Origin of the sequence: Streptacidiphilus jeojiensis, from assembly GCF_042510965.1 — a bacterium.
Classification (GTDB): Bacteria; Actinomycetota; Actinomycetes; order Streptomycetales; family Streptomycetaceae; genus Streptacidiphilus; species Streptacidiphilus jeojiensis.
In genome coordinates, this window is the sequence record NZ_JBEUKS010000023.1 from 21,606 (window position 1) to 44,980 (window position 23,375).

Consider the following 23,375-nt stretch of genomic DNA (forward strand, 5'->3'; position numbering starts at 1 on the left):
CATGACCTCGATGCGCAAGGGCTCCAACTGCCCCGTACCGACAACCGCCCTGCACGCGGTGGTGAGCTGGCGCACCGATGCGCCCGCACCGGACGTCGACGTGTCCGCGCTGCTGCTGGACAGTTCCGGCAAGGTCCGTTCGGACGCCGACTTCATCTTCTACAACCAGCCCCAGCACGCCTCCGGAGCGGTCCGGCACGAGGGCAAGCGGCCGCAGCCCGGCGAGATGATGGACGCCGTGCTGCTGGACCTGGCCGCGATCGAGCCGGCGGTCGACCGCATCGTGGTGGGCGCCTCCGCCGACGGCGGGACCTTCGGCCAGGTACCGGGGCTGCGGCTGCGGGTGATGACCCAGGACGGCGCCAGCGTCGCCGAGTTCGACATCGAGGGCGCGAGCAGCGAGACGGCGTTCCTGTTCGGCGAGTTCTACCGGCGGGCCGGGGAGTGGAAGTTCCGCGCGGTCGGGCAGGGTTACGCCTCCGGCTTGGAGGGACTGGCCACCGACTTCGGCATCTCCGTGGAGGGCGACGCGGAACCGACCCCGGCACCCGCCCCGCAGCCCTACCAGCCGCCGGCGCCGCAGCAGCCGGTGGGCTTCGGCCCGCCCCCGCCGCAGTACCAGCAGCCGCAGGCCCAACCCCCGTACCAGCAACCCCAGTACCCGCAGCCGCAACCCCAGCAGTACCAGCAGCCCGCGCCGCCCGCCCCCGCCCCCGCGGGGTCCGCACCGGGCGCTCCGATAAGCCTCAAGAAGCAGAAGCTCATCAACCTGGAGAAGCAGCTCGCCGACCGCGGCGACCGCAATCTGCTCGACCTCACCAAGCGCGCCGCGGTCACCCTGGAGAAGCGCGGCCTGTCCGAGCACACCGCCCGGGTCGCGCTCTGCCTCGACATCTCCGGCTCGATGGGCGGCCTCTACCGCTCCGGCAAGGTGCAGTCACTGGTCGAGCGGGTCCTCGCCCTCGGTCTGCGCTTCGACGACAACGCCGAGGTCGACGTGTTCCTGTTCGGCGCCCGCGGCCACGAGGCGGGCAGCGTCGGCATGGACAGCTACCAGGGCTGGACGGACCGGATGCTGCAGCAGTGGCGGCTGGAGGGCGGTACCGACTACGCCGCCGCCATGCACCTGATCCGCCAGCAGTACTTCGGTTCGGCCGACCTGCGCCACAGCCCGATCTCGGACCGCCAGCCGGTCTACGTGATGTTCGTGACGGACGGTCACACCACCAGCGAGGCGGCCACCAAGGCCCATGTCCTCTCCTCCAGCTACGAACCGCTGTTCTGGCAGTTCATGGGAATAGGGCGGTCCTCCAAGTCGGTCGACGCCCCGCAGGTCGCCGAGTCGGCACCGCCGCCCGGCAAGCAGTCCCGCTTCGCCCGCAGGTTCTCGGCGATGGCGTCCAACTGGGGCGACGGCACCTTCCGCTTCCTGGAGGAGCTGGACGACCTGCCGGGCCGCTTCATCGACAACGCCGACTTCTTCTGCGTCCAGGACCCGGCGAACCTCTCCGACGAGCAGCTGTACGACCTGATGACGGCCGAGTACCCGAACTGGCTGCAGCGCGCCAGGGCCCAGGGCCTGCTCATCGGCTGAGCCTTCGGCACGGCTGAGCCGCCTCCTCGCGGCGGGCCGGGCGCGTCCGGGCGCGTCCGGGGGGTCAAACCCCCCGGACGTCCCCGTCCCTGCCCCGCAGCACCGCGGCGACGTCCTCGGCCAGCCCCGGCATCTCGTCCTCCGTCAGCTGCGAGACCGTCAGCCGGACGCCCGGCGCCGAACCCAGCCGGAACCGCGCCCCGGGCGCCACCGCCCACCCGCGCTGGAGCAGCCCGGCGACGGCCGCGGTCTCGTCCGGCACCGGGACCCAGACATTGAGGCCGCTCCGGCCCCGGGCCGGCACCCCGCGTTCGGCCAGTCCCCGGAGCAGCGCGTCCCGCCGGACCCGGTAGGACACCGCCGCGGGGGCGCTGTCCTCGGCCTGCCACAGCGCGGCGACGGTGCGCTGCAGCAGATGGCTGACCCAGCCCGCGCCCAGGCGCTGCCGTCCGCGCACCCGGTCCATGGTCTCCGGGTCGCCGGTGAGCACGGCCACCCGCAGGTCCGGGCCGAGCGACTTGGCCGCGGAGCGCAGCACCGCCCAGGTCGTGGTGGTGGGCCGACCGTCCGGGCCGGCGCAGAGGGGGTGGAAGGGCAGGTCGACAATGCCGTGGCCGTGGTCGTCCTCGACCAGCAGCACCCCCGGACGGGCCGCCAGCAGCCCGCGCAGCGCGGCGGCGCGCTCGGCGCCGACCGCGGCGCCGGTGGGGTTCTGCGCCCGACCGGTGACGACCAGCGCACGGACGCCCTGCTCCAGCGCCCTGGCGACGTCCGCGACGACCGGCCCCTCGTCGTCGACGGCGACCGGGACGGCCTTCAGCCCCAGGGCCGGCAGCAGGTCCAGCAGGCTGCCCCAGCCCGGGTCCTCGACCGCGACCGGGTCACCGGGGCGCAGCCGGGCCAGGAAGATCCGCTCGATGGCGTCCAGCGACCCGGAGGCGACGCCGACGGGTCCGGCCGGAATGCCGTCGGCGGCGAACGACGCCTGCGCCAGGGCACGTAGCCGGGGGTCGACGGCCGGTCCCCCGTACATCACCGGATCGGCGGCGTGGGCCAGCGCGGCCTCGCGCACCGCCTCCTCCAGGTCCGGCAGCAGCGCGAGGTCGGGGTTGCCGTCGGACAGGTTGCGGGTGCCCGCGGGCACCGCCAGCCGGGAGGCGTCCCGGGGGGTGAGCGAGGGACGGGAACGGATCCGGCTGCCGCGCCGGCCCGCGGTCTCGATCACACCGCGGTCTCGGAGCAGCCGGTAGGCGGCGGCCACGGTGTTGGGGTTGATGCCCAGGTCGGCGGCCAGATCGCGGAGCGGGGGCAGGGCCGTCCCGGGTTCCAGCGCGCCCGAGGTGACCGCGTGTTCGATGTCGGCCGCGATCTCAGTGGCCCGGCGTCCCGTGATCCGATAATCTCCTAGCACAAAGAACACTATGCACTAGTGCATAACTTCTGTCGACTGCGACGCAACGACCGTAACGCGAGGTGTCTGGACCATGCTGATCAACCCCTGGGACCGCGGCAGCGACGACGAGTGGCGCGACTGGCTCTCCACCCGCGACTTCGGCGTACTCGCCGCCAACGGCCCGGACGGCGCCGCCCCGATCCTGGTGCCCACCCAGTTCGTCTACCAGGGCGGCGACGAGGTGGTGCTGCACCTGGCCCGGCCCAACCCGGTCTGGGCCGCCATCGAGGCCAACCCCCGGCTCACCCTGGCCGTCACCGACGACTATGCCTTCGTCCCCGGCCCCTGGCGCGCCCCCGCGGACACCCCGCCCGAGGACGGCGTCCCCACCACCTACTACGCCTCGGTCCACCTGGTCTGCACCGCCGAGCCGGTGGACGACCCGGCCGCCAAGGCCGCCCTGCTGGACCGTCAGACCGCGCACTTCCAACCGGATGTGCCGCACCGTCCGATCGTCCCCGGCCAACCGCCGTTCGGCCGGATGCTGTCTGCGATCCGGGGACTGCGGCTGCACATCGAGGAGGTGCGCCCCAAGTTCAAGTACGACGACAAGAAGACGACCGACTTCCAGGCCGCGGTGGCCGAGGAACTGCTGCTGCGCGACCGCCCGGCCGACCCCGGCGCCCGCGCCCAGCTGCTGCGCCGCCGGGCCGCCCGGCTCGCCGAGCCTGGTGACTGCCCGGTCGAACACTGATCCAACCGGCCCCCGAATGCCGTGGGCCGTCCGGGGCAGGCATCCACCCGGACGGCCCAGGGAACGGCCTGGCATCCGTCCCCGGTCGGCCCGCGTTCCTAGGCTGGCCGGACGGACCATCAGTTCGGGGACGCGGCCTCCGCTGCGGCCCGCCGCACTCCCGGGAGCCCACACTGACCAGTTCAGCGACATCTCAGCAACCAGCCTCCGGCGAGGGCAGCCTCGGTCACGTCATCTTCATCGCCGCCGCAGCAGCGATGGGCGGTTTCCTCTTCGGCTACGACAGCTCGGTCATCAGCGGCGCCGTCACCGGCATCCAGCACCACTTCGGCGTGGGCAGCGGCGAGACCGCCCTGGTGGTCTCGGTCGCGCTGCTGGGCTCGGCCGTCGGCGCCATGGGCGCCGGCTGGCTCGCCGACCGCATCGGCCGCATCCGGGTCATGCAGATCGCCGCCGTGCTGTTCGCCATCAGCGGCGTCGGCTCGATGTTCCCGCCTAACATCTTCGTCCTCGGCGTCTGGCGCGTGGTCGGCGGTGTCGCCATCGGCATGGCCTCCGTCATCGCCCCCGCCTACATCGCCGAGGTCGCGCCGCCCGCCGTGCGCGGACGGCTCGCCTCGTTCCAGCAGGGCGCGATCGTGCTCGGCATCTTCATCTCGCAGCTGGTCAACTACGCCCTGAACGAGGGCGCCGGCGGCAACCCCAACGACCACATCGCCGGCATCCAGGCCTGGCAGTGGATGCTCGGTGTGGAGACCGTCCCCGCGCTGATCTACTTCCTGATGTCCTACGCCATCCCCGAGTCGCCGCGCTTCCTGATCTCCGTCGGCAGGATGGACCGGGCCCGCGAGGTGCTGCGCGACGTCGAGGGCCAGGACAGCGACCCGGACGCCCGGATCGCAGAGATCCAGCAGGTCATGGCCTCCGAGCACAAGGCCAGCCTGAGCGACCTGCTGGGCGGCCGGGCCGGCCTGCAGACGATCGTCTGGATCGGCATCGGCGCCTCGGTGTTCCAGCAGTTCGTCGGCATCAACGTGATCTTCTACTACTCCTCGCTGCTCTGGCAGTCGGTCGGCATCAACGCCAGCAACTCGCTGCTGATCAGCGTCTCCACCTCACTGGTCAACATCGTCGGTACGGTCATCGCCATCGCCCTGGTCGACCGCATCGGCCGCCGCCCGCTCGCCCTGGCCGGCTCCGCCGGCATGGCCGTCGCCCTCGGCGTGGCCGCCTGGGCCTTCTCCTACCGCCACGGCACCGGCACCACGGCCACCCTCCCCAACACCCAGGCGACCGTCGCCCTGGTCGCCGCCCATGTCTTCGTCCTCTGCTTCGCCTTCTCCTGGGGCGTCGTGGTCTGGGTCCTGCTCGGCGAGATGTTCCCCAACAAGATCCGCGCCCTCGCCCTCTCCGTCGCCGCATCGGCCCAGTGGATCGCCAACTGGGCCATCACCGTCAGCTTCCCGACCATGTCCGACTGGAACCTCTCAGCGACCTACGTCATCTACGCCTGCTTCGCCCTGCTCTCCATCCCCTTCGTCTACTTCTTCATCAAGGAGACCAAGGGCCGAACCCTGGAATCTATGGGCTGAAGCAACAACTCCCGAACAGCAGGGGCCGCATCTCCACGGTGGAGAGCGGCCCCTGTCGTGCACCTCTGGGGAGTCTCCGGGGAGCGCCCGACCATGGACCCTCGTTGCACAATCACTCGTCCAACGCCTCAGATCACTCCACCGGTTCGAGGTCCCACCGGGCCGCGTGCCCCGATGCGATGACGTCGATGCGCTCGGCCAGGGTGAAGTCGGCCTCGGTCAGTACTCCGCCCGCGTCGTGGGTGGTGACGGTGAAGCGGACGCCGTCGAAGGTCAGGTTGACGTCGGCGTGGTGGTGGGTGAGTCGGGAGACGTCTGCTACGTGGACGATCAGCGCGACCCCCGCGTGGTAGCGGACCTTGACCAGGCGGGTGATGCTGTCGCCCTTCCGCTCCCACTGCGGCACGCGGCTCAGGGCCTCGGCGATCTCGTCCTCGGTCAGGGCTACGGGCTCGCTCACAGCGCCTCCAGTGCAGGAGCGAGGGCCCCGGCCAGCTCCCGTCCGACCGGCGCATCCTGCCACGGCGGCATCGCCGCCGACAGGGCGCCCAACTCCTTCCGCCTACGCCGCTCCGGCTGGATCAGCGGACCCATCCGCCTGGTAGGTCGTTACGGATGTCCTCGAGGTCCGCCACCGCGTGACCACGGGCGTGGAGCCAGCTGTGATCCTGCGTGCCGTCGTGTCGGAGAAGTCGGCCTGGTGCGGCGTACCAGCGCAGTGGGGAGTCATCCGCGCTGGCCCACATGGGATGGTCCGGGAGGTCGACTCGCGTGTATCGCTGCTGGAGGGTCGGCAGGAGCGCGTCGGGGAGTTCGCAGGCGTCGTAGAGCGCATCGGGGCCGTCACCGGCGAACATCGACTCACTGAGCACAAGCTCGACCCATGCCGTCGACATTCGGTCCAGGAAGGGCATCCAGCCGTCGTGTGTCTGGACGACGACGGGTGGGTCGTCCAGATCGATCTGATCGAGTGGGATGCCCCAGAAGGCGCAGCCCTGGTTCTCGCGGCGGAAGATCAGGTTGCCGTCCAGTACGAACAGGCCGGTGGCTGGCACCAGAGGGTCTTGAACGCAGGTCAGTGCGAGGCTGCGGCCCAGCAGTGCGTAGCCCTCCCGGACCGCCACGGGCAGACGAACACCGAGTTCGTCCTCTGCCGTGGACAGTTCCGCCTCGCTGACACCGTCCGCGTCCTGAACGCCCCGACCGGTCCACGCCGCGGTAAACGCGCGGATGAACTCCCAGGCGTGATGACGATCGCGGAGACCGCCCTGCAGCGCTGCGCCTACGTCAAGAGCGTCGGACATGCCGTGACGATATCTCTTGTTGCACAAGCAGCCGATCGCTCCAATGATCTGCGAGGGAACGGCCGGACGATTGTCATTGTCATGCGACCTTGGCCGCCCTGGGCACGTACCCGGGACGGCCGACGCTCTGCTCTCTCAGAAAGGGGAAAGCGAGTGATGAACGATCAGGCCGGTAGACATCAAAACGAGCCCGGCGAGAACCCATCGCCGCTCGCGTGGCGTCCATGGCGGGTTGGCACTGTCAATCGTGCGCCCAGAGCGAATGATGCACGCCAATCCAGCGCCGAAGATCGCGCTACCTATAACGAAATTCAACGTCGCTCTGCTTCCAAAGCGTGACGTTCGGACCTCGCGAGCGTAGCCGTTCAGGTCCGTAGGAATCATGGCGGCCCCCGCCTCGAGAAACCACCGCCACCCATCACCGTCTGCCGTCGCCCCAAGCAGAGCCGACCAGCCGGCCGCCCCTCGTGTCGTTGACCAGGACGGTGAGCCGATCGGGGGTTCACGGAGCCGCAGGTTCGACGCCGTCGCGGATCATCTCGACGACGCAGTCCGTATCGGCCAAGTCCGCCACTACGGCATCCGCGCCGACGTCCAGGAGCTCGGCCGCGCTGGTCCTGCCCGTTGCCACCCCAAGGGCGACGGCACCTGCCAAATGAGCAGCCTCGATGTCTGACGGCGTGTCGCCGATGACGAGGGACTCCTGAATGCCGTAGGCCAGCCCATCGGCGGAGGTGGCCCGCGCATATGCGGTGCGGACGAGGTCCGCGCGGACATCGGAGTCCTCCGCGTAACCGCCGAGGTCGAAGTCGATGTGCCGGTCCAAGCCGAAGACCTGGAGTTTGATCTCGGCAACGCGGCGAACGTTGCCGGTCACCACAGTCTGCCGTACCCCTTCGAGCCTGGCCGTGGCAGCGAGGATGTTCGTCGCACCGGGCAAGGCCTGGCCTCGCTCGCGTAGTTCGCCGGCGCGCCGTAGGTAGCCCTGAGCAAGGGCGTCGGCGTAGTCGTCGAACCGGTAGTCGTCGGGGTCCAGGCCGTGCAGGCGGCACGACTCGGCGAGAATCGCTCGCTCGGTACGCCCGGACACGTTCGGGTGGTACTCCTGACGGCGGCCGGTGACCGCGAGGAAGGCCTGCTGGGAGATTGAACTCCCTACGCCACCGGAGGCGATCAGGGTGTGGTCCACATCCCACAGCACCAGCCGGTACCCCGCCATAGCCCGCTCCGTCCCATCGGCCAGAACCCAACCCTGTCACACGAGTGGTCGGAGAGGGGACGCTGCGTCATTGACCGCCCTAGGCTGGCAAACAAGGCTACAAGGGCGCGAGCGGAGGCGGCCGTGAAACTACCCATCGGCGCCCGGGTGCGCCACTTCCGCGGCACCCGCCAGCAGGACGTCATCGCCGGGCTGGCCGGAATCTCCGTGGACTACTACTCGCAAATCGAGCGCGGACTGCGGATCCCCACAATCGCAGTCCTTCACCGGATCGCCCAGGAACTCGGAGTGCCCGTCGCCGCTCTGCTGTCCGAAGGCACCACCGTGGCCGTCACAGCCGAGGACACGGCCGCCCCGTCCATCGCGCGGGCCCTGATGAGCTTCGGGCCTCCGCGGTCCACGGATCCCGCAGGGCCGGAAGTACTGCGCGAGCGCGTCGAGGCCGCGTGGCGATCCTGGCAGTCATCGCCGACCCGCTTCACGGACGCCGCTGACGTATTGCCGGACCTCATCACCGACACTGAGCATGCCGTCCGAGCACACCGCACCGGTGACAGCGAGCGGCGGCGCGAAACACTGCGGGTCTCCGCGGACCTGTACTTCCTGCTGCGCTCCTACCTGCGGCGAGCCGGGCGCACGGACCTGTCGATGATGGCTGCCGACCGGGCCGTACGCGCAGCTGAGGATGCTGACGACCCGCTGAGGATCGCTGCCGCACAGTGGAATCTCGGGCACGCCCTCCTCGCCGCCGGCGACCCCGACGCCGCCGAACAAGTCGCACGGAAGGGCAGCGAACAACTGAAGCACCGTGCGCAGGGAGGCGATGCGGACTGCGCGGCGATGGCTGGCGCGCTCCAGCTGGTGACGGTGGTGGCCTCGGCCCGCCGCAAGGACTGGTGGGCTGCCCGGGACCGACTGCGGAGCGCGGCGGCCCCGGCAGCTAAGCAGGCCGGAGAGGGCAATGTCATGTGGACCGTGTTCGGTCCGACTAATGTCGCGCTCCATGCGATGAGCATCGAAATGGAGGCAGGCGAGGCCAGCGAGGCTCTGCACGACGCCGACCAGATCGACACCAGCCGGCTGCCGTCGCTGGAGCGAAGGTTCACGTTCCTGCTGGAGGTTGCGCGCTGCCACGACCTGCGGCGCGAGGATCCGGCAGTGCTGCTGCACCTGCTACAGGCGGAGCAGTTGGCCCCTGAGGACCTGTCTCGGACTGAGCTGGCACGAACCATGGTCGTCGGGCTGATGCGTCGGGCGCGAGCGATGCAGGCCCGCCAGGCGGAGCAGCTGGCCGGACGCATGGACATGCTCTGACCCGTGCTGTGGGCACGGCCGTGCTGAGAGCACGAACCGCCCTCGCGGATCATCCCTAACGTCGCTTTCAGGACAGCGACGAAAGGCATCCGAGTGATTACGGACGCTCCCTCGAAGCGGCAGGCGGCAAGGCGCACTCGCGCCGCCGCCCAGCCCGATCCGGTCCGCTGCGACATGTGCACCGAACCGCCGAGCTCAACCGGCCCGGTCCTGCCGATCGGCCCGGATGGCAAGAACGTCGACATGGGCCACCTCGGTGAGGAATACGGCTACACCAACTGCTTCCGACTTGCCCAACAGGCCGTGCGGGCATGAGCGAGAAGACGGAGCCGGCCGCTGGCCGGGCGGCGGGCGTGTGCACCTGGTGCGACGAGTGGGTGTGCGACGGCGTCATCGTCGGGGAGATCGAGCGCGATGCCGGCCCCGGCTACACCCTCGTGCGACACCAGGAGCATGTCGGTCTGCGCAAGCCGGTGGCTGTGGACCGGCCGCGGACGTGGTCGGAGTGACGGCATGTCGGGGCGCACGCCGGTGCGCAAAAACCATTAGCTCCTGAATTACTTGCTTCCTACGATTGGTGCTGCGGGTTGGCGCAGCGGGTCAGCGCGAAGGCCTCATAAGCCTTAGGTCACGGGTTCGAATCCCGTACCCGCCACCAAGCGTTGAGTGCTGGGACACGAGCGGGGCTGTAACCCCTGCGCCTTCGGGCTTGCGAGGTTCGATTCCTCGGCAGCGCACGGCAATTGCAGCACCAAGGCGTCGTACCCCAACGGCAGAGGGAGCCGGTTCAGGACCGGTCCAGTGTGCGTTCGAATCGCACCGACGCTACGCAAAGCAACAAGGCGCTGTGCCCCAACTGGCAGAGGGGGCGGTCTGAGGGACCGTCGGTTGCAGGTTCGATTCCTGTCAGCGCTACGGAGGATTGGCCGAGTGGTAAGGCAGCGGCTTGCTAAGCCGTCGTCAGGTTGACGCCTGCGCAGGTTCGAATCCTGCATCCTCCGCGTTGGAAGGTCCGGCATAGGCGTGCCAAGCGCTCCAGAAAAGCGTGGCGGGTGACACCGCTGCGGGTTCAACTCCCGCACCTTCCGCTCGATCCCCGTTGGTGCAATCGGCAGTCACATCGCTCTCTGGAAGCGAAGATCGAGGTTCGAATCCTCGGCGGGGAGCGTGAATCACTGGGGGTGCGGGGCCTTTCGGGCCCGGGCGTCCTCGCGGATCAGGCCCAGCAGGTATTCGCAGGCAGGTGACTCGGCGCGAAAGCGGCGGAGCCAGGAGCAACTGCCGCGGCCCCAGTGGTAGGCGATCCAGTCGGCGCCGTCGCGGTCCAGGCAGTAGGCGTTGTCGGGCAGTCCGCCGTCCAGGCAGTAGGCGTTGCTCCGGAAGCCCTCGGCCTCCAACTGCGCTCGAAGCTCTTCGCGGTCCACTGCGGCCTCCCGCTCCTGGGTGAAGGTCACTCGGCCGGACGGGCGACGGTCCGGGTCAGCTGCGCGCCGGACCGGAGTTCTCGTCCACGGTCTTCGCGCTGTCGCCGACGAACCGCACCTGGTCCAGCCGGACCCCGTACTCGTCGGCGACGGCGATGACGTCGTGCCTGGTCCGGACCACGACCTCGGCGCTCAGGGGGTGCTTCCGGGGGTCGTAGACCTGCATCACGACATGCTTCGGATCGGCCTCACCTTCGACCTCATCCTTGATCCACACCTTCGCGGTACGACCGCTCACGTCGTCCATGCCCCGATCATCCGACGGCGCGGCGCTCCTCGCGACCCAGCGGACCGTCACCATCTGGGCACCAGAGGCCACGCAGTGTAATCAGCCGGCAGTCCTCAAACATCCTGGTCGGCGCCCGGGGCGAGCAGCCGGCAGCTCTCGAAGTTCATGCAGCCGCAGAGCAGACACTCGGCGACGGCATCCCGCAGCAATCGCAGCTGCTCGATGGACCGGTCCAGCTCGGGGAGCTTGCGTTCGGCGAGGGTCCGCCACTGCCCGGTGGCACCGCGGTCGCCGTCTGTGCTCAGCAACTGGCGGATCTCGGCGAGGGTGAACCCGGCCCGCTGAGCCATCCTGATCAACGCGATCCGCCGCACGGTGCTGACCGGATAGACCCGCCGCCCCGCGACCCTCGCCGCCTGAGGCAGCAGGCCGACGCTCTCGTAGTACCGCAATGCGGAAGCCCGCATCCCGACCTGCCGCGCGAGGTCCCCGATGGCCAGTTCCCGCACTGATCCGTCCCCCTCGACGTCACTTGACTTCAAGCGTGCTTGAACCCTGAGTCTGAACGGGTGGCCCTCCCGTCGACAACCCGCCTGCTGCCGCGCTCCTACCGGCCGCTCTTCGCCCATGTCGAGCTCCGACGGCTGCTGCCCGCACTGGCCGCCTCCGATCTGGGTGACGGGATGAGCGTGGTCGCCGTCGCCTGGCTGGCGGTCGTCATCGCGCCGCCGGGGCGGTCCGGCCTGGTCGTCGGTGCGGCGATCGCCGCCTACGCCCTGCCCGGAGCGGTCGGCGCGCTCGTCTTCGGCCGTTGGTTGCGCCACCTACCGGCCCGACACCTCCTGGCCGCGGACAGCGGGCTCCGTGCACTGCTGCTCGGCTCGGTGCCGCTAGCCTGGGCCGCGGGTGTGCTGAATCCGGTCCTCTACATCGCCCTGCTGGCCGGTTCCTCGATGCTGCACGCCTGGGGAAGCGCGGGAAAGTACTCTCTGCTCGCCGAGATCCTGCCACCGGAGCAGCGTCTGGCCGCGAACGCGCTGATCAGTTCGAGCGCCACCGCGGCCGTCATCGTCGGGCCTGCACTCGCCGGGCTACTGGCGGCCGCAGTCGGCCCTGCCTGGATCATCGGCTTTGACGCCGTGAGCTTCGCCGTCCTCGCGCTCCAGACCGGCCGGCTCGGCAACCCGAACGGGCCCACACCGACGGCCGAGCCGCCCGACACCGGCCGATCCAAGGCCGGCCTGCGGGTGTTGCGCGGCCAGCCGGAGCTCTTCGGAATCCTCGCCCTCACCTGGTTCTTCAACTTCCTCTACGGGCCGGTGGAGGTGGCACTCCCGCTGCATGTCACCCAGGATCTGCACTCCGGCGCGGACCTCCTCGGTCTGTACTGGACGCTCTTCGGAGTGGGGGCCGTTCTCGGCGCCCTGTCCGCGACCGCCCTGCGCAAGCTGCCGCTATGGCCGGTCACCCTCGCCATCGTCGCCGGTTGGGGCCTGACTCTGGTGCCCTTCGACCTCGGTGCGTCCGTGGGCGTCTCACTCGTCTGTTTCGGGGTCGGCGGTGCGATCTACGGGCCGTTCACGGCGCTGACCTTCACCCTCTTCCAGGACCGCACCCCGGCGGCCCTGCTCACCACGGTCCTGGCCGCCCGCGGCGCGGCGCTGCTCACCGCCGCACCCGTCGGCACCGCCCTCGGGGGTCCGCTGACCGTGGCCCTGGGCCCCCGTCAGGTGCTGGCCGCCTCGGGCATTGCAACCGTCACCCTCGCCCTCGTCGCCGCCGCGTCACGGCTCCGGGCACGGCGGCGGAACCGTCTGACGGATGTGCGTCAGCACCCGTCCCCGTCGGAGGCGGCGGCCAGGTGATCCGTCGGACGGCGGGTGCGGCGAGGACGGCCAGTGCGCTCAGCGTCGCCCAGACGGCTGCGAACCCCAGGACGGTGCCCGCGCCGAACAGAGCAGTCGCAGGGCCGGCCGCCGCGAGCCCCAACGGGCCGGCCGAGTAGCTGCCCAAGGTCTGGAAGGAACTGACCCGCGCGAGCGCCCCGGCGGGGACCTGCTGCTGCAGGACGGTACCGCTGAAGGCCGCAGCCAGCGCCGAGCCGACCCCCGCCACCAGCGCGCCCGAGGCGACCAGCGCCACCCCGGCGTGCACGGCCAGGAGCGCGCACGGGACGCCGTATCCCAGCGTGGCAACGGTGGCGCCGACCAGTGGGCGCCCGGGCCGACGGCCCAGCGCCAGCAGTCCGCCCGCCACGGCCCCCGCTCCGTACGCCGCCATGGTCAGGCCCCAGGCACCGGCGCCGCCGGGCCGCCGGTCGAACAGGACCGGCCCGAGCAGCAGGAAAGGCCCCCAGACGACCAGGTTCACGAAGGTGAACTGCACTGTGGTGACCACCAGCCAGGAATGCGCCCGGAACTCCGCCCAGCCGTCCGCGAGGTCGCGGCGCAGCGACCGGCTCGCCGACGCAGGCGAGGAGATCGGAACGTCAAGCCGCCCCAGGGCCAGCACACTCGCCCCGTAGGAGGCGGCGTCGACGGCGATGACGACCGCCGGGCCGGCGACCGTGATCAGCAGGCCGGCCAGCGCCGGACCGGCGACCGCGGCGGCCGAACGCGCCAGCCCCAACAGGGCGTTGGCGTCGCCTAGCCGGTCGACCGGGGTGATCTCGACGGTGAGGGCGCTCAGCGCCGGACGGAAGAACCCCTCCCCCGTTCCCCGGACCGCCGCCAGCAGCACGAACAGCCAGATCTGCGGCCGTCCGTGGTCGAGCAGCAGCGCGGCGGCGAAGGCTGCCTGCGCCGCGCAGCGGACCGCGTCCGCGCCCAGCATCACCCGCCGTCGGCCGAACCGGTCCGCGGCCACGCCGCCGAGCAGCAGGAAGACGACCTGGGGCGCGATCCCCGCCGCCATCACCCAACCCAGGCCGGCTGCGTCGCCGCCGCCGTCCAGCACGGCGAAGGCGACCGCGGGGGTCGACATCGCCGTACCGAGCAGCGAGGTGGCGTATCCGGCCCAGAAGGTACGGAAGTCACGGCCCTCAGGGCCGCGCAACACACCTGCCCTCACGACCGATGCCTGCCGCCGGCCTCCGGCGCTTCTCCGCCGCGGGTCCACGGCCTGGCGGAGGCGCCGCCCTGCGGGATGCCGAACCCGGCCGTGATCCGGCCGCGCAGGGTGCGCAACTCGGATGCGGTGTCGACCGGACGGTCGAGCACATCGCCGAGGCTCTGGCGGATCACCCTGTCGAGGGAGATTCCGCTGCGGTCCCGAAGGACTTGATCGGCACGGTCGAGGTGGTCGGCGACCGTGCTGAGCAGTTGTTCGACCTCGGCCCAGGGCCGGGGCCGGGCCGTCACGGCGTGGCGCAGGGCGAACAGGCCCTCACGCGCCCGTCGGACATCACCGGTCGCCGGACCCTGAAGCCGTTCGACGGCGTCCAGCAGGGAAGCGAGCGCATCGATCCGAGCGCAGAGGTCACCCACCGTCAGACCGGCACGCCGATGGACGTCGGCCAGCCCGGCAGCGAAGTCGAACGCCGCGTCCGAGCGGGCGATGTAGCCGTCCCTGACGCCCCGTACGAACTCATCCGTCTCGTCGAACCCGTCGTCGTGCACCTGATCGTCGGTCATCCGAGTTCCCCCTCCCTCAACCTCTCCCTGATCGACTCCTTGAGCGTGCGGCGGGCCCGGGCGATGTTCTGCCGGACCGCGGCCTGCTCCATTCCGAGCAACGCGGCGATCTCGGCGGTGCTCCAGCCCTCGTAGTGCAGTCCGAAGACCTGCCGCTGCCGGTTCGGCAGCGCCGCGAGCAGTGCGAGGACGAACTCCTGCTGCCGGCCCGCCTCCACGGCGTCGACGGCGTCAGCGGTCGTCCCCGCTGCCTCGACCAGATCCGGCGGGTCGGCCACCAGAAGGACTTCGACCGGCGACCGGCCACCGCCGCCCGCACGGCCACCGGACCCGTGCAGCGATCGCAGGTACCAGCGCACGGCGACGGTCCGCAACCAGGCCGGCCAGGCGCCCGGGTCGCGGATCCGGTCCCTGGCGCGCAGCGCGGACGCGAAGGCCTCCTGGACCGCGTCGCACGCCTCCGCCTCGCTCGCGCCATGGCTTCGGACGTGCCACACCAGGGCCGAGCGCTGCTGCCGGTAGAGCAGGACGAAGTCCTCATCGGACACGGATTCCTCGATCACCCCCGGCAGTTCCCTTCTCCCCAGGACGGCACAGCACCGACCACACAGCTAGGTGCACCCGGCCGCGGAATCCGTGACATCGGCCTAATCGGCCTACCGGGGCTGGGGCCCCCGCTCCAGCCCGCGCAGCAGGATGGCGAGGCCCTGCCCGAACTCCTGCTCCGGCGGGACGGACCGGGCGTCGCGCGCGGTGGCGGCCAGGTGCGGGTAGTCCGCCGGCGGAAGTCCGGCGATCGCGACGGTGCCGGTTCCCGACAGCGGTCCGAGGTGCTCGACCTGGAGCGCACCGATCAGATAGCTGAGCAGCGCACGGAAGGCCACCACCCGCTGCACTCCGGAGAAGCCCGCCTCGGTCAGCACGCCCAGCATGGCTTCGCCCCAGGCGAGCGAGGCAGCCGAATCGTGCCGGTGCAGCAGGAGCAGCGGCACAACCGAGGGATGTGCGGCGACGGCCGCGCGGACCCGTTCGACCAGCAGCGTGAGCCTTTCGGTCCAGGGCGCCTCCGGCGGGGTGGCCAACTCCGCCGAGGCGAGGACGCCGGCCACCACCAGGCCCTCCAACTGCTCGCGGTCCCGGACGTAGCGGTACAGCGCCATGGTGCTCATCCGCAGTTCGCTGCCCACGGCGCGCATCGACAGGCCGGCCGGTCCGTCCCGGTCGATGACCGCGAGCGCGGCGGCGGCGATCTGATCGTGCGTCAGGGAGCGTGGGCGGGGCATGGCTTGACAGCGTACAACATACGCGCATAGCGTCGTAGGCGTACGCCATACACCTACAAGGGGGCGGCAACATGTCCAGGGAAGCCAGGGGCACCACGGACAGGAAGTTCCAACCGGGGGACGCCATCGCCGAGCGCTCGCTCGACACCGTCAACGGCGGACCCGTCAGCCTGCTGCCGGACTCCGGCGCACGGCTGACGCACCTGCAGTTCCGGCGGTTCGCCGGCTGCCCGATCTGCAATCTGCACCTGCGCTCGATCGCGGTGCGCCACGAGGAGCTCCGTGCAGCCGGGATCCGCGAGGTGGCGGTCTTCCACGCGGGCGCGCCAGAACTGCTCCCGCACGTCGCCGACCTGCCCTTCGCCGTCGTCGGCGACCCCGGGAAGCGGCTCTACCGGGAGTTCGGCGTCGAGTCCGCACCCCGAGCGCTGCTCGACCCCCGCGCCTGGCCGATCGTGCTGAACGCGGTGGCCCGCGGCCTGTGGGCGGTCCTGCGCCGTCGCGGGCACCTCCCCGCCAGCAGGCCCTCCGGCGGCCGCCTCGGCCTGCCCGCGGACTTCCTGATCACTGCCGACGGCCGTATCGCCGCCTGCAAGTACGGCGAACACGCGGGCGACCAGTGGTCGGTCGACGACCTGCTGGCCCTGGCCGCCGAGGCGCCCGCAGCGGCGCACCGGACCATCCCCTGAATCACAACCACTCAGGTCACGCCCAAAAACGCTCAATGGTTGATCAGTTCACCTGCATCTCCGGGCAATTGCCGAACAACTGCGGGTCACTGCCGACCGGCCCGTCCGGAGTTCGAAACGCTTCCCTGACCGGGCGGCGGTGCGGCCGCCCGGCTCGCCGCACCGGCCCGGGAGGTCGCCAGCATGGGCACACCGCAGTGGAAGCAGCTCGTCGACCACGTCATGTCCATCCCGGAGCGGGTCTACGAGACCTGGGTGAGCGGCGAGGGCTGGGACAACCGGACCCGGTTCGGCAAGGAGTACGGAGAGGACGGCGTCAGCTGGTGCGCGATTTTTGACTGGGACATGTTCAACGACGTGGGGCTGAGCGCGATCGTGCCCAAGCTCGACAACGTGTCCGCGATCGCCGCCCATGCCAAGGCGAACGGCCAGTGGTCGGAGTACCCCAGCGTCGGTGCCGAGGTCGACTTCGGCAACGGCGCGCACACCGAGATCGTCGTCGGTTTCGACGCCGCCGACGTCTACACCAAGGGCGGCAACAGCATCCAGAGCGGTGCCAGCGACAACGGTCAGGGCAACGGCGTGTGGAGCCACTCGCACGCGCGCACCAGCTCCTACGTGACCGGGTACTTCGCGCCGCGCTTCCCGGACGGGCAGTGCCCGCCGACCGCCGATCCGCACGACTACCGTGGCGGCCGGGCGGTGACGTCCTGGCGCTGGTCCTCCGCGTCGAGCCGCAGCGTCACCGTCAGCCTCGCCAATGTCATCGACTCCGCCCACCGCGACGGCCCCGCCCCGCAGGGCAGCGCCGCGCACCGCGCGGACGTCCTCCCGGTCGAGCAGGCCCTGCAGTCCGAGGGGCTGCTCCCCGCGCAACGGGTCGACGGCTCCTTCGGCACCGACACCGTGACCGCCTACGCCGCCTGGCAGCGCCGCCTCGGCTTCACCGGCCCCGACGCCAACGGCATCCCCGGCCAGACCAGCCTCGCCAAACTGGGCAGCAAACACGGTTTCACGGTCCGCTGACCGCCCGCCGGAATCCCTGACCGAACCTCAGCCCGACCCCCGGCCGCCCCGATAGAGTGACGCACTTCGGAAGCCGATCACCGGGGGATGACCATGGCCACGGACACGACCGCACCATCAGCCGTACGACCGGGCTCGACGGTGGGCACCCTGCCAACGGCGGTCAGGGTGGGGGCGGTACTGACCCTGCTCGCCGCCGTCGCCGCGGTCGTGATGCTGTTCCTGCCCGTCGACCCGACGCTCAGCTCCGCCCAGTCGGACCAGCTCGATTCCCCCGTCTACCTGCACTGCGGCTCCGTCGTCTCACCGTCCGGGGACGATGTGCTGGGCAAGGACGGAGGCGGGTACTCCGCAGCCCCCGGCCAGGTCTGTGCCTCGGCCAGGATCACGCGCGGCGGCTGGGCCGGGGCGGTGCTGGGTGGCGGCATCGTCGTGCTGATCTTCTCGATGCTCATCGGCGACGGCACCGCCGGGCCGGTCCGCCCTGCCGATCCTTCCGAGCCCGGAAACCCTGAGCCCACGCACCCTGTGCCCGCACAGCCTGAGTCCACAGACCCTGTGCCCGCGCAGCCTGCCGAACCTGCATAACCCGGGCTGGACGCTACGCGTCCGCCGCCTCCTCCCGCTCCAGCGCGCGGGCCAGCGCCTCGAATCCGGCGTCGGCCCCGGACAGGTCCCCGTTGCCGGTCGCCCGGTCCACCACGAAACCCCGCAGGGTCGCCAGGATCATCTCCGCGACCTCTAGTTTCCGCTGGTCGGACCAGCCCTCCGGGCAGAGCGACAGCAGCGAGGGCAGGTACTGCTTGGTCGCCCCCTGCCCCAGTTCCGCGTAGCGCACCGGGTCGTACATCGCCAGGCCGATGGCCTGGTCGAGGACGCGCCGCAGCCCGGTCTCCTCGCCCATCAGGATCGGCCAGATGGCGCGCACCCGGTCCGCCAGCGTCTGCGGGACCGGCCGGCCGGAGCCCTGGGCGGCGGTCAGCGCATTGTCGATCCGCCGTCCGCGCAGTTCGAAGACCGCCTGCTTGAGCAGGTCCTCGACGCCGTCGAAGTAGTACAGCAGCACCTTGTGGGTGGTGCCGGCCGACCGTGCGGCGCGGCGCAGCGAGAAGTCCGCCAGACCGTTGACCGCCAGGTCGTCGGTGACCCGGCGGAGCAGGTCCTGGCGCCTGGCCTCGCCGCGCCGCGATCCCGTCGAGCGCCGATAACCGGCCGTCGTATCGGCAGCGTCCATGGTCGGACGTCCTCTCTCGCAGTGGGTGCACGACCCGACCGATGATGCCAGGCCCGCCGATCACGACAAGGACGTCGCCCGATCGCACCGAAAGTCCTGACGCAATAGTGAGCCACGTGGTTCACTTCTCACAGGGATGGCTCAGCACCAGACGATGGAGGTCTCCATGAAGGTGTCCGTCCGACCGCAGAAAGTCAGCTTCGCCAGCGGCGGCGTCGAGTGCGCCGCGCTGCACCACCCCGGGACCAACGGCGGCTGCGTGATCATGGCCGGCGGGACCTCGGTCACCAAGGAGCCGGCCAGCGAGCTGTTCGCCCGGCGGTTCAACGAGGCCGGGTTCGCCGTCCTCGCCTTCGACTACCGCCGGTTCGGCGAGAGCGGGGGCGCTCCCCGCCAGGTCGTCGACATCGGCGAACAACTCGCCGACTGGCAGGCCGCGATCGGCTTCGCGGCCGGACTCCCCGACGTCGACCCGGCGGCGATCTCGCTCTGGGGCTTCTCGCTGTCGGGCGGCCATGTCATCCGGATCGCCGCGGACAACCCGCAGTTGGCCTCGGTGATCGCGCAGACACCGCTCGCCGACGGCAGGGCCGCCGCGCCCAACGCGCTGCGCAGCATGACCCCGCTCGCGCTGCTGCGGCTGACCGGCCTGGCCGTCGCGGACGCCCTCGGCGCGCTGGTCGGCCGGAAGCCGCTGCTGGTGCCGGCAGCGGGGGTGCGCGGTGCGGTCGCGTCGCTGACCACCCCGGACGCCATGGACGGCCAACGGGCGCTGGACCCCGACCACCGCCACCCCGACTGGGAGCAGACGGTCGCCGCCCGGATCGCGCTCCAGGTCGGCCGCTACCGGCCGGGGCGCCAGGCCGCGCAGGTCCGCTGCCCGCTGCTGGTGGTCGTCTGCGACCAGGACAGCAGCGTGCTCCCGGAGCCCGGCGTCCGCGCGGCCGCGCTGGCCCCGGCCGGGGAGCTGGTCCGGCTCCCCGGCCGGCACTACGCGCCGTTCCTGGAGTCGCACGAGCAGGCCGTCGAGGCCGAACTGTCCTTCCTGCGCCGGCATCTGCCATGACCGGGATCGAACTGTCCGCCGGGACGATCGCCCTCCAGGACACCGGTGGTGACGGTCCGCCAGTCGTGCTGCTGCACGGGATGCTGATGGACGCCTCACTGTGGGACGCGGTGGTCACCGACCTGTCGGCCGACCACCGCTGTGTGGCGCCGACGCTGCCGTTCGGCGCTCATCCGCATCCGGTGCACGCCGACGCCGACCTCTCATTGCCCGGGATCGCCTCGCTGGTGGCGGAGTTGCTGGAGCGGCTCGACCTTCAGCAGGTCACCCTGGTCGGCAACGACACCGGCGGCGCACTGGTGCAGTTGCTGATGGGCGAGGGCAACCCCCGGGTGGGCCGGGCCGTGCTCGTCTCCTGCGAGGCGTTCGACAACCTTCCACCGGGGCTGACCGGCAAGACCCTGGCGCTCGCCGGCAGGCTCCCGCCGCGGCTGTTCGGCCTGTTCATGCAGCAGATGCGGCTGCGTGCGCTGCGGCGGCTGCCGATCGCCTTCGGCTGGCTCACCCGGCGCGGGGACGCCGCCACCGCCCGCTGGGTCCGGCCGGTGATGCGGCAGCAGGACATCCGGAGGGACGCCGTGCGGATGCTCAGGGCGGCCTTCACGGACCGTCAACTCCTGCTCCGCGCAGCCGAGTCGCTGCCGTCGTTCTACAGACCGGCGCTGGTGGTCTGGGCCGACGGGGACCGGGTGATGCCGGTCGAGCACGGCCGGCGGCTGGCCCGACTGCTGCCGCAGGGACGGCTGGTCGAGGTGCCGGACAGCCGCACGCTGATCCCGCTGGACCAGCCGGCCGAACTGGCCGGGCTGATCCGCGCGTTCGTCCGGGAGCCGGCTCGCGGGGAGGAGGTCCGCTGACCGGACGGGAAGCCCGCCGACGGGACGGGAAGCCCGATAAATCCCAACTGCCCCACGCGATCTCCGTGCTAGCGTTCGACCCGGCTCGAAGGGAGTGAGCGTGACCAAGCTCAATCAGATCATCGCGGTGGAGAAGGGCGTCAAGTCCAAGTCCTTCGCCGACCTCACCCAGGCGCACCACGACGTCCAGAAGACCGCGCTCCTGGCCGGCATCTCGCGGACCTACCAGCCCAAGGACGAGGAGGGCGACCAGTTCCCGCCCGAGTCGACCCGGGTGCAGGTGAAGGCCGAGGACGTGCTGAGGTCCACCGCCACCACGCTGACCCGCCTCTTCGACGTCACCGCGACCAAGGACTGGGCCAACTGCACGGCCAAGGCCGACGTCGTGGTCGACGGCGACGTCATCGTCGAGGGTGCGCCGGTCAGCTACCTGCTGTTCCTGGAGAAGCAGTTGGTGGACCTGCACACCTTCGTGAAGAAGCTGCCGGTGCTGGACGCCTCGGAGGCCTGGTCGCGGGACGAGTCGACGGACTCCTGGCGCACCGAGCCGACCCGGACCATCCGCACCCGCAAGGTGATGCGGAACCACGTCAAGGCCGAGGCCACCGAGAAGCACCCGGCACAGGTCGAGGTCTACACGGAGGACGTCGCCGTCGGCTACTGGACCACCGTCAAGTTCTCCGGGGCCCTGCCCGCGAAGCGGGTCAACGACCTGCTGGAGCGGGTGGAGAAGCTGCAGCAGGCGGTCAAGTACGCCCGTGAGGAGGCCAACGGCGCGGAGGTCAGCGACCGGCGCGTCGGCGGAAGGGTGTTCGGCTACCTCTTCGGGTAGCCCCACAGACCCCCCGTCCTCGGGCGGGGTGCGCCAAGGAGCGCAAGCTGAAACTGAAGCTTGTCGTGACCGACGCGGTCCAGTGGAGGTTCGACTCCTCCCCCCGGCACCAGCGGGCCGGGGTAGCCCAAGCAGGCAGAGGCAGCCGCGATCAATCTCAGACTCTCGCTCCAGATTCAGTATTCGCCGCCGAGCGCCAGATCGAGCGAGTGCGGACGACCATCGTCGGATGCCGGTTCAAGTCCGGCCCCCTGCTCCAGCGCGCAGGGGTAGTTCAAAGGCAGAACACGGCGATTTGAGAATGATCCGCAACTCTTCAATGTGCTGGCGCCAGCAATTGGGTGGCATCACCAGAGGCCCGGGAGATGGATACCGCTCCCGGGTCTCGTCACGTCCCCCACCTCGTCTCGTCCCCACCCCGTCGGCCGTCGCGCCGGACCGGCCTCAGCGCTGCCGTGCCCGGACGGCCACTTCGGACGGGTCGGCGCCGGCGCCCTTGAGCATCTTGGCGGCCCGGCTGCCCGGGTCGGAGGCCAGTTCGGCGAGCAGGTCCAGCGGGTCCGCCTCCCCGGCGTCCCGTACCAGGGCGGCGACCCGGGCCCGACCGACCGCGGCCTCCGCGGCATCGCTCAACCCCGGCTGCAGCGCCAGTCGCTGCCTGGGTATGCCGGTCCCTTCGTCCGCGCTCTCGCCCTCCCCCTGCTGCCAGTCGCGACCGAAACCGATGCTGCGCTGGGCCAGGTACCCCATCAGCCGGGTCGCCTGGGTGGGCTGCGGGGCGGCCAGGCCGAGCACCTGCTCGTCGGATTCGAGCAGGGCGTGCAGCAGGTGCCCGCTGTCGATCTCGGCGTCACCCGCGCGGACGGCGCGCCGCCGGGCGCGGGCCATCACCGGCGCGAGCACACCTGCCGGTTCGGGGAGTCGGCGCCCGCGTTCGCTGTGAACGTCTTCGGCACCATAGAGGTCAGGGAACACGTGGTCCACCACATCGTCAGCAGGGACGGGGCAGAAGAAGCAGCGGCCGGCTGCCGGTCGCCACGTCGCAGTCTGCTGCGCAGCGTGAGCAGGAGTCAACCCACAGATACGATCGTCCCACAGCGAACACCCAGCTTCAGCTGACCCGCAGCCGGAGTCCCGGCCTCCGGGACCGCCCCCCAACTGCCCTGTTCCACAGGTCCGCCACCCTACGCGCCGCCATTCGCCATCCGGCGCGCGGTTGCACGACCAGGCGTGCGAGGACCCTCCGCGCCCCCGATCGACCGCAACCACCGCCGTCCGCGACACGTCGGACACCACAACGGCCACACCCGTGCCGCGCCGCCGCCGTTCCCGGAGCCCTCCATCGATCCCCTACCAGCGCCGCGCCGCGCCGGCCGTTCCCCGGCCGGCGGACCGGCCCGCACCGACAAGCCGCTGCTGTACCTGGACGTCGACGGCGTGCTCAACCCGGTCTGCCCGCGCCCCGAGGGCGACTTCACGATCTACCGGATCCAGGGCAGCACGGTGCTGATATCCGCCCGGCACGGTACCTGGCTGCGCGAACTCGCCGAGGTCTACCAGCTCGTCTGGGCCAGCACCTGGGAGGCCTACGCCAATCTCTGCATCGCGCCGCTGCTGCAACTGCCCGAGCTGCCGTTCGTACCGGTGGGCCGACGGGCGGGCGGCGACTGGCTGCCGATCGTGCGGCACGCCGCGGGCCGGCCCTTCGCCTGGGTCGACGACCTCATCCCGGACACCGTGCTGCGGGACAGCGAGGCCCGGGTCGACCGGCTGTTACTGCCGGTCGACCCGGGCCAGGGTCTGCGCCGCTCCCATGTGGACCGGCTGTTGCGCGAACCCCCGATCCGCCCCCTGGTGTGAAGGGGACGGTCAC

26 protein-coding genes, 5 tRNA genes and 1 pseudogene are annotated in these 23,375 nt (G+C 71.0%); 19 read left to right on the forward strand and 13 right to left on the reverse strand.

Annotated features, from left to right (window positions below; all coding sequences use genetic code 11):
* Position 1: 1 nt before the first annotated feature.
* The gene (locus tag ABUW04_RS38780) at positions 2-1,594 is read left to right on the forward strand and encodes a VWA domain-containing protein (protein WP_380568983.1); all 1,593 of its coding nucleotides are present in this window, start codon (positions 2-4) and stop codon (positions 1,592-1,594) included.
* A 64-nt stretch (positions 1,595-1,658) separates the two neighbouring features.
* Here ABUW04_RS38780 and ABUW04_RS38785 read toward each other — a convergent pair whose 3' ends face one another.
* On the reverse strand, positions 1,659-3,005 hold the full coding sequence (locus ABUW04_RS38785; RefSeq protein WP_380568984.1) for an aminotransferase class I/II-fold pyridoxal phosphate-dependent enzyme: 1,347 nt from the start codon (positions 3,003-3,005) through the stop codon (positions 1,659-1,661).
* A gap of 73 nt (positions 3,006-3,078) precedes the next feature.
* Between ABUW04_RS38785 and ABUW04_RS38790 the strand changes: the two genes are divergently transcribed.
* Both ABUW04_RS38790 and ABUW04_RS38795 read left to right on the forward strand, forming a co-directional pair.
* The gene (locus tag ABUW04_RS38790) at positions 3,079-3,741 is read left to right on the forward strand and encodes an FMN-binding negative transcriptional regulator (RefSeq protein ID WP_380568985.1); all 663 of its coding nucleotides are present in this window, start codon (positions 3,079-3,081) and stop codon (positions 3,739-3,741) included.
* 173 nt (positions 3,742-3,914) lie between these two features.
* Complete coding sequence (locus tag ABUW04_RS38795) at positions 3,915-5,333, forward strand: sugar porter family MFS transporter (RefSeq protein WP_030266380.1); 1,419 nt, start codon at positions 3,915-3,917, stop codon at positions 5,331-5,333.
* Between the two features lie 133 nt (positions 5,334-5,466).
* On the opposite strand, the gene ABUW04_RS38800 is transcribed toward ABUW04_RS38795, so the two are convergent.
* From ABUW04_RS38800 to ABUW04_RS38810, 3 genes are all read right to left on the reverse strand, one after another.
* Entirely contained in the window at positions 5,467-5,793 is a 327-nt protein-coding gene (locus ABUW04_RS38800; protein ID WP_030266384.1) for a 4a-hydroxytetrahydrobiopterin dehydratase, read from the reverse strand.
* Positions 5,794-5,914: 121 nt separating this feature from the next.
* Positions 5,915-6,637 carry an SMI1/KNR4 family protein gene (locus tag ABUW04_RS38805; RefSeq protein ID WP_380568987.1) on the reverse strand — a complete coding sequence of 241 codons (723 nt, stop codon included), beginning with the start codon at positions 6,635-6,637 and terminating at the stop codon, positions 5,915-5,917.
* Between the two features lie 502 nt (positions 6,638-7,139).
* Positions 7,140-7,856 carry an HAD family hydrolase gene (locus tag ABUW04_RS38810; protein WP_380568988.1) on the reverse strand — a complete coding sequence of 239 codons (717 nt, stop codon included), beginning with the start codon at positions 7,854-7,856 and terminating at the stop codon, positions 7,140-7,142.
* A gap of 123 nt (positions 7,857-7,979) precedes the next feature.
* Between ABUW04_RS38810 and ABUW04_RS38815 the strand changes: the two genes are divergently transcribed.
* From ABUW04_RS38815 to ABUW04_RS38845, 7 genes are all read left to right on the forward strand, one after another.
* Positions 7,980-9,170 carry a helix-turn-helix domain-containing protein gene (locus tag ABUW04_RS38815; RefSeq protein WP_380568989.1) on the forward strand — a complete coding sequence of 397 codons (1,191 nt, stop codon included), beginning with the start codon at positions 7,980-7,982 and terminating at the stop codon, positions 9,168-9,170.
* A gap of 311 nt (positions 9,171-9,481) precedes the next feature.
* On the forward strand, positions 9,482-9,679 hold the full coding sequence (locus tag ABUW04_RS38820) for a hypothetical protein (RefSeq protein ID WP_380568991.1): 198 nt from the start codon (positions 9,482-9,484) through the stop codon (positions 9,677-9,679).
* 72 nt (positions 9,680-9,751) lie between these two features.
* Positions 9,752-9,828: transfer RNA gene (locus ABUW04_RS38825), tRNA-Met, on the forward strand.
* Between the two features lie 97 nt (positions 9,829-9,925).
* Positions 9,926-9,998: transfer RNA gene (locus ABUW04_RS38830), tRNA-Leu, on the forward strand.
* A 13-nt stretch (positions 9,999-10,011) separates the two neighbouring features.
* Positions 10,012-10,085 (forward strand) — tRNA-Leu (locus ABUW04_RS38835).
* Position 10,086: 1 nt separating this feature from the next.
* Positions 10,087-10,171: transfer RNA gene (locus ABUW04_RS38840), tRNA-Ser, on the forward strand.
* Positions 10,172-10,263: 92 nt separating this feature from the next.
* Positions 10,264-10,336 (forward strand) — tRNA-Gln (locus ABUW04_RS38845).
* Positions 10,337-10,342: 6 nt separating this feature from the next.
* Here ABUW04_RS38845 and ABUW04_RS38850 read toward each other — a convergent pair.
* The 3 genes from ABUW04_RS38850 to ABUW04_RS38860 form a co-directional block, all read right to left on the reverse strand.
* On the reverse strand, positions 10,343-10,624 hold the full coding sequence (locus ABUW04_RS38850) for a hypothetical protein (protein WP_380568992.1): 282 nt from the start codon (positions 10,622-10,624) through the stop codon (positions 10,343-10,345).
* Between the two features lie 25 nt (positions 10,625-10,649).
* Complete coding sequence (locus ABUW04_RS38855) at positions 10,650-10,901, reverse strand: hypothetical protein (protein ID WP_030266399.1); 252 nt, start codon at positions 10,899-10,901, stop codon at positions 10,650-10,652.
* 95 nt (positions 10,902-10,996) lie between these two features.
* On the reverse strand, positions 10,997-11,425 hold the full coding sequence (locus ABUW04_RS38860; RefSeq protein WP_380568993.1) for a MerR family DNA-binding protein: 429 nt from the start codon (positions 11,423-11,425) through the stop codon (positions 10,997-10,999).
* A gap of 27 nt (positions 11,426-11,452) precedes the next feature.
* Between ABUW04_RS38860 and ABUW04_RS38865 the strand changes: the two genes are divergently transcribed.
* The gene (locus tag ABUW04_RS38865; protein WP_380568994.1) at positions 11,453-12,748 is read left to right on the forward strand and encodes an MFS transporter; all 1,296 of its coding nucleotides are present in this window, start codon (positions 11,453-11,455) and stop codon (positions 12,746-12,748) included.
* Here the strand turns inward: ABUW04_RS38865 and ABUW04_RS38870 are convergent.
* The 4 genes from ABUW04_RS38870 to ABUW04_RS38885 form a co-directional block, all read right to left on the reverse strand.
* Positions 12,642-13,940: an MFS transporter gene (locus tag ABUW04_RS38870; RefSeq protein WP_380569023.1), complete on the reverse strand. Its 1,299-nt coding sequence runs from the start codon at positions 13,938-13,940 to the stop codon at positions 12,642-12,644. The genes ABUW04_RS38865 and ABUW04_RS38870 overlap by 107 nt on opposite strands.
* A gap of 8 nt (positions 13,941-13,948) precedes the next feature.
* Complete coding sequence (locus ABUW04_RS38875) at positions 13,949-14,515, reverse strand: hypothetical protein (protein ID WP_380568995.1); 567 nt, start codon at positions 14,513-14,515, stop codon at positions 13,949-13,951.
* Entirely contained in the window at positions 14,512-15,063 is a 552-nt protein-coding gene (locus ABUW04_RS38880) for an RNA polymerase sigma factor (RefSeq protein ID WP_380568996.1), read from the reverse strand. The genes ABUW04_RS38875 and ABUW04_RS38880 overlap by 4 nt, the downstream gene beginning before the upstream one ends.
* Before the next feature lie 108 nt (positions 15,064-15,171).
* Positions 15,172-15,798, reverse strand: a complete 627-nt coding sequence (locus ABUW04_RS38885) for a TetR/AcrR family transcriptional regulator (RefSeq protein WP_380568997.1) — start codon at positions 15,796-15,798, stop codon at positions 15,172-15,174.
* Positions 15,799-15,869: 71 nt separating this feature from the next.
* On the opposite strand from ABUW04_RS38885, the gene ABUW04_RS38890 reads away from it, so the two are divergent.
* From ABUW04_RS38890 to ABUW04_RS38900, 3 genes are all read left to right on the forward strand, one after another.
* Positions 15,870-16,487, forward strand: a complete 618-nt coding sequence (locus tag ABUW04_RS38890) for a peroxiredoxin-like family protein (protein WP_380568998.1) — start codon at positions 15,870-15,872, stop codon at positions 16,485-16,487.
* 183 nt (positions 16,488-16,670) lie between these two features.
* Positions 16,671-17,513 carry a peptidoglycan-binding protein gene (locus ABUW04_RS38895; protein WP_380568999.1) on the forward strand — a complete coding sequence of 281 codons (843 nt, stop codon included), beginning with the start codon at positions 16,671-16,673 and terminating at the stop codon, positions 17,511-17,513.
* A gap of 93 nt (positions 17,514-17,606) precedes the next feature.
* Entirely contained in the window at positions 17,607-18,101 is a 495-nt protein-coding gene (locus tag ABUW04_RS38900; RefSeq protein ID WP_380569000.1) for a hypothetical protein, read from the forward strand.
* Positions 18,102-18,114: 13 nt separating this feature from the next.
* On the opposite strand, the gene ABUW04_RS38905 is transcribed toward ABUW04_RS38900, so the two are convergent.
* Positions 18,115-18,747, reverse strand: coding sequence for a TetR/AcrR family transcriptional regulator (locus ABUW04_RS38905; RefSeq protein ID WP_380569001.1), 633 nt, complete (start codon positions 18,745-18,747; stop codon positions 18,115-18,117).
* A 166-nt stretch (positions 18,748-18,913) separates the two neighbouring features.
* Here ABUW04_RS38905 and ABUW04_RS38910 point away from each other — a divergent pair, with 166 nt between their 5' ends.
* The 4 genes and pseudogenes from ABUW04_RS38910 (at position 18,914) to ABUW04_RS38925 (ending at position 21,614) form a co-directional block, all read left to right on the forward strand.
* On the forward strand, positions 18,914-19,813 hold the full coding sequence (locus ABUW04_RS38910; RefSeq protein ID WP_380569003.1) for an alpha/beta hydrolase: 900 nt from the start codon (positions 18,914-18,916) through the stop codon (positions 19,811-19,813).
* On the forward strand, positions 19,810-20,670 hold the full coding sequence (locus ABUW04_RS38915) for an alpha/beta fold hydrolase (protein ID WP_380569004.1): 861 nt from the start codon (positions 19,810-19,812) through the stop codon (positions 20,668-20,670). Before ABUW04_RS38910 ends, ABUW04_RS38915 begins: the two co-directional genes overlap by 4 nt.
* Positions 20,671-20,770: 100 nt before the next feature.
* Positions 20,771-21,502 (forward strand): DUF7873 family protein, encoded by a 732-nt coding sequence (locus ABUW04_RS38920; RefSeq protein WP_380569005.1) that lies wholly within the window; start codon positions 20,771-20,773, stop codon positions 21,500-21,502.
* 22 nt (positions 21,503-21,524) lie between these two features.
* Positions 21,525-21,614: pseudogene (locus ABUW04_RS38925) on the forward strand.
* A gap of 332 nt (positions 21,615-21,946) precedes the next feature.
* Here the strand turns inward: ABUW04_RS38925 and ABUW04_RS38930 are convergent.
* Positions 21,947-22,405, reverse strand: coding sequence for a Clp protease N-terminal domain-containing protein (locus ABUW04_RS38930; RefSeq protein WP_380569006.1), 459 nt, complete (start codon positions 22,403-22,405; stop codon positions 21,947-21,949).
* A 327-nt stretch (positions 22,406-22,732) separates the two neighbouring features.
* Between ABUW04_RS38930 and ABUW04_RS38935 the strand changes: the two genes are divergently transcribed.
* Entirely contained in the window at positions 22,733-23,362 is a 630-nt protein-coding gene (locus ABUW04_RS38935; protein WP_380524916.1) for an HAD domain-containing protein, read from the forward strand.
* Positions 23,363-23,375: the final 13 nt, after the last annotated feature.

Bases quoted from the DNA above. Each gene is read 5' to 3' on its own strand.
- ABUW04_RS38780 (WP_380568983.1), top strand. From the start codon at position 2: ATGACCTCGATGCGCAAGGGCTCCAACTGCCCCGTACCGACAACCGCC.
- ABUW04_RS38790 (WP_380568985.1), top strand. From the start codon at position 3,079: ATGCTGATCAACCCCTGGGACCGCGGCAGCGACGACGAGTGGCGCGAC.
- ABUW04_RS38805 (WP_380568987.1), bottom strand. From the start codon at position 6,637: ATGTCCGACGCTCTTGACGTAGGCGCAGCGCTGCAGGGCGGTCTCCGC.
- ABUW04_RS38810 (WP_380568988.1), bottom strand. From the start codon at position 7,856: ATGGCGGGGTACCGGCTGGTGCTGTGGGATGTGGACCACACCCTGATC.
- ABUW04_RS38820 (WP_380568991.1), top strand. From the start codon at position 9,482: ATGAGCGAGAAGACGGAGCCGGCCGCTGGCCGGGCGGCGGGCGTGTGC.
- ABUW04_RS38855 (WP_030266399.1), bottom strand. From the start codon at position 10,901: ATGGACGACGTGAGCGGTCGTACCGCGAAGGTGTGGATCAAGGATGAG.
- ABUW04_RS38875 (WP_380568995.1), bottom strand. From the start codon at position 14,515: ATGACCGACGATCAGGTGCACGACGACGGGTTCGACGAGACGGATGAG.
- ABUW04_RS38885 (WP_380568997.1), bottom strand. From the start codon at position 15,798: ATGCCCCGCCCACGCTCCCTGACGCACGATCAGATCGCCGCCGCCGCG.
- ABUW04_RS38890 (WP_380568998.1), top strand. From the start codon at position 15,870: ATGTCCAGGGAAGCCAGGGGCACCACGGACAGGAAGTTCCAACCGGGG.
- ABUW04_RS38895 (WP_380568999.1), top strand. From the start codon at position 16,671: ATGGGCACACCGCAGTGGAAGCAGCTCGTCGACCACGTCATGTCCATC.
- ABUW04_RS38900 (WP_380569000.1), top strand. From the start codon at position 17,607: ATGGCCACGGACACGACCGCACCATCAGCCGTACGACCGGGCTCGACG.
- ABUW04_RS38905 (WP_380569001.1), bottom strand. From the start codon at position 18,747: ATGGACGCTGCCGATACGACGGCCGGTTATCGGCGCTCGACGGGATCG.
- ABUW04_RS38910 (WP_380569003.1), top strand. From the start codon at position 18,914: ATGAAGGTGTCCGTCCGACCGCAGAAAGTCAGCTTCGCCAGCGGCGGC.
- ABUW04_RS38915 (WP_380569004.1), top strand. From the start codon at position 19,810: ATGACCGGGATCGAACTGTCCGCCGGGACGATCGCCCTCCAGGACACC.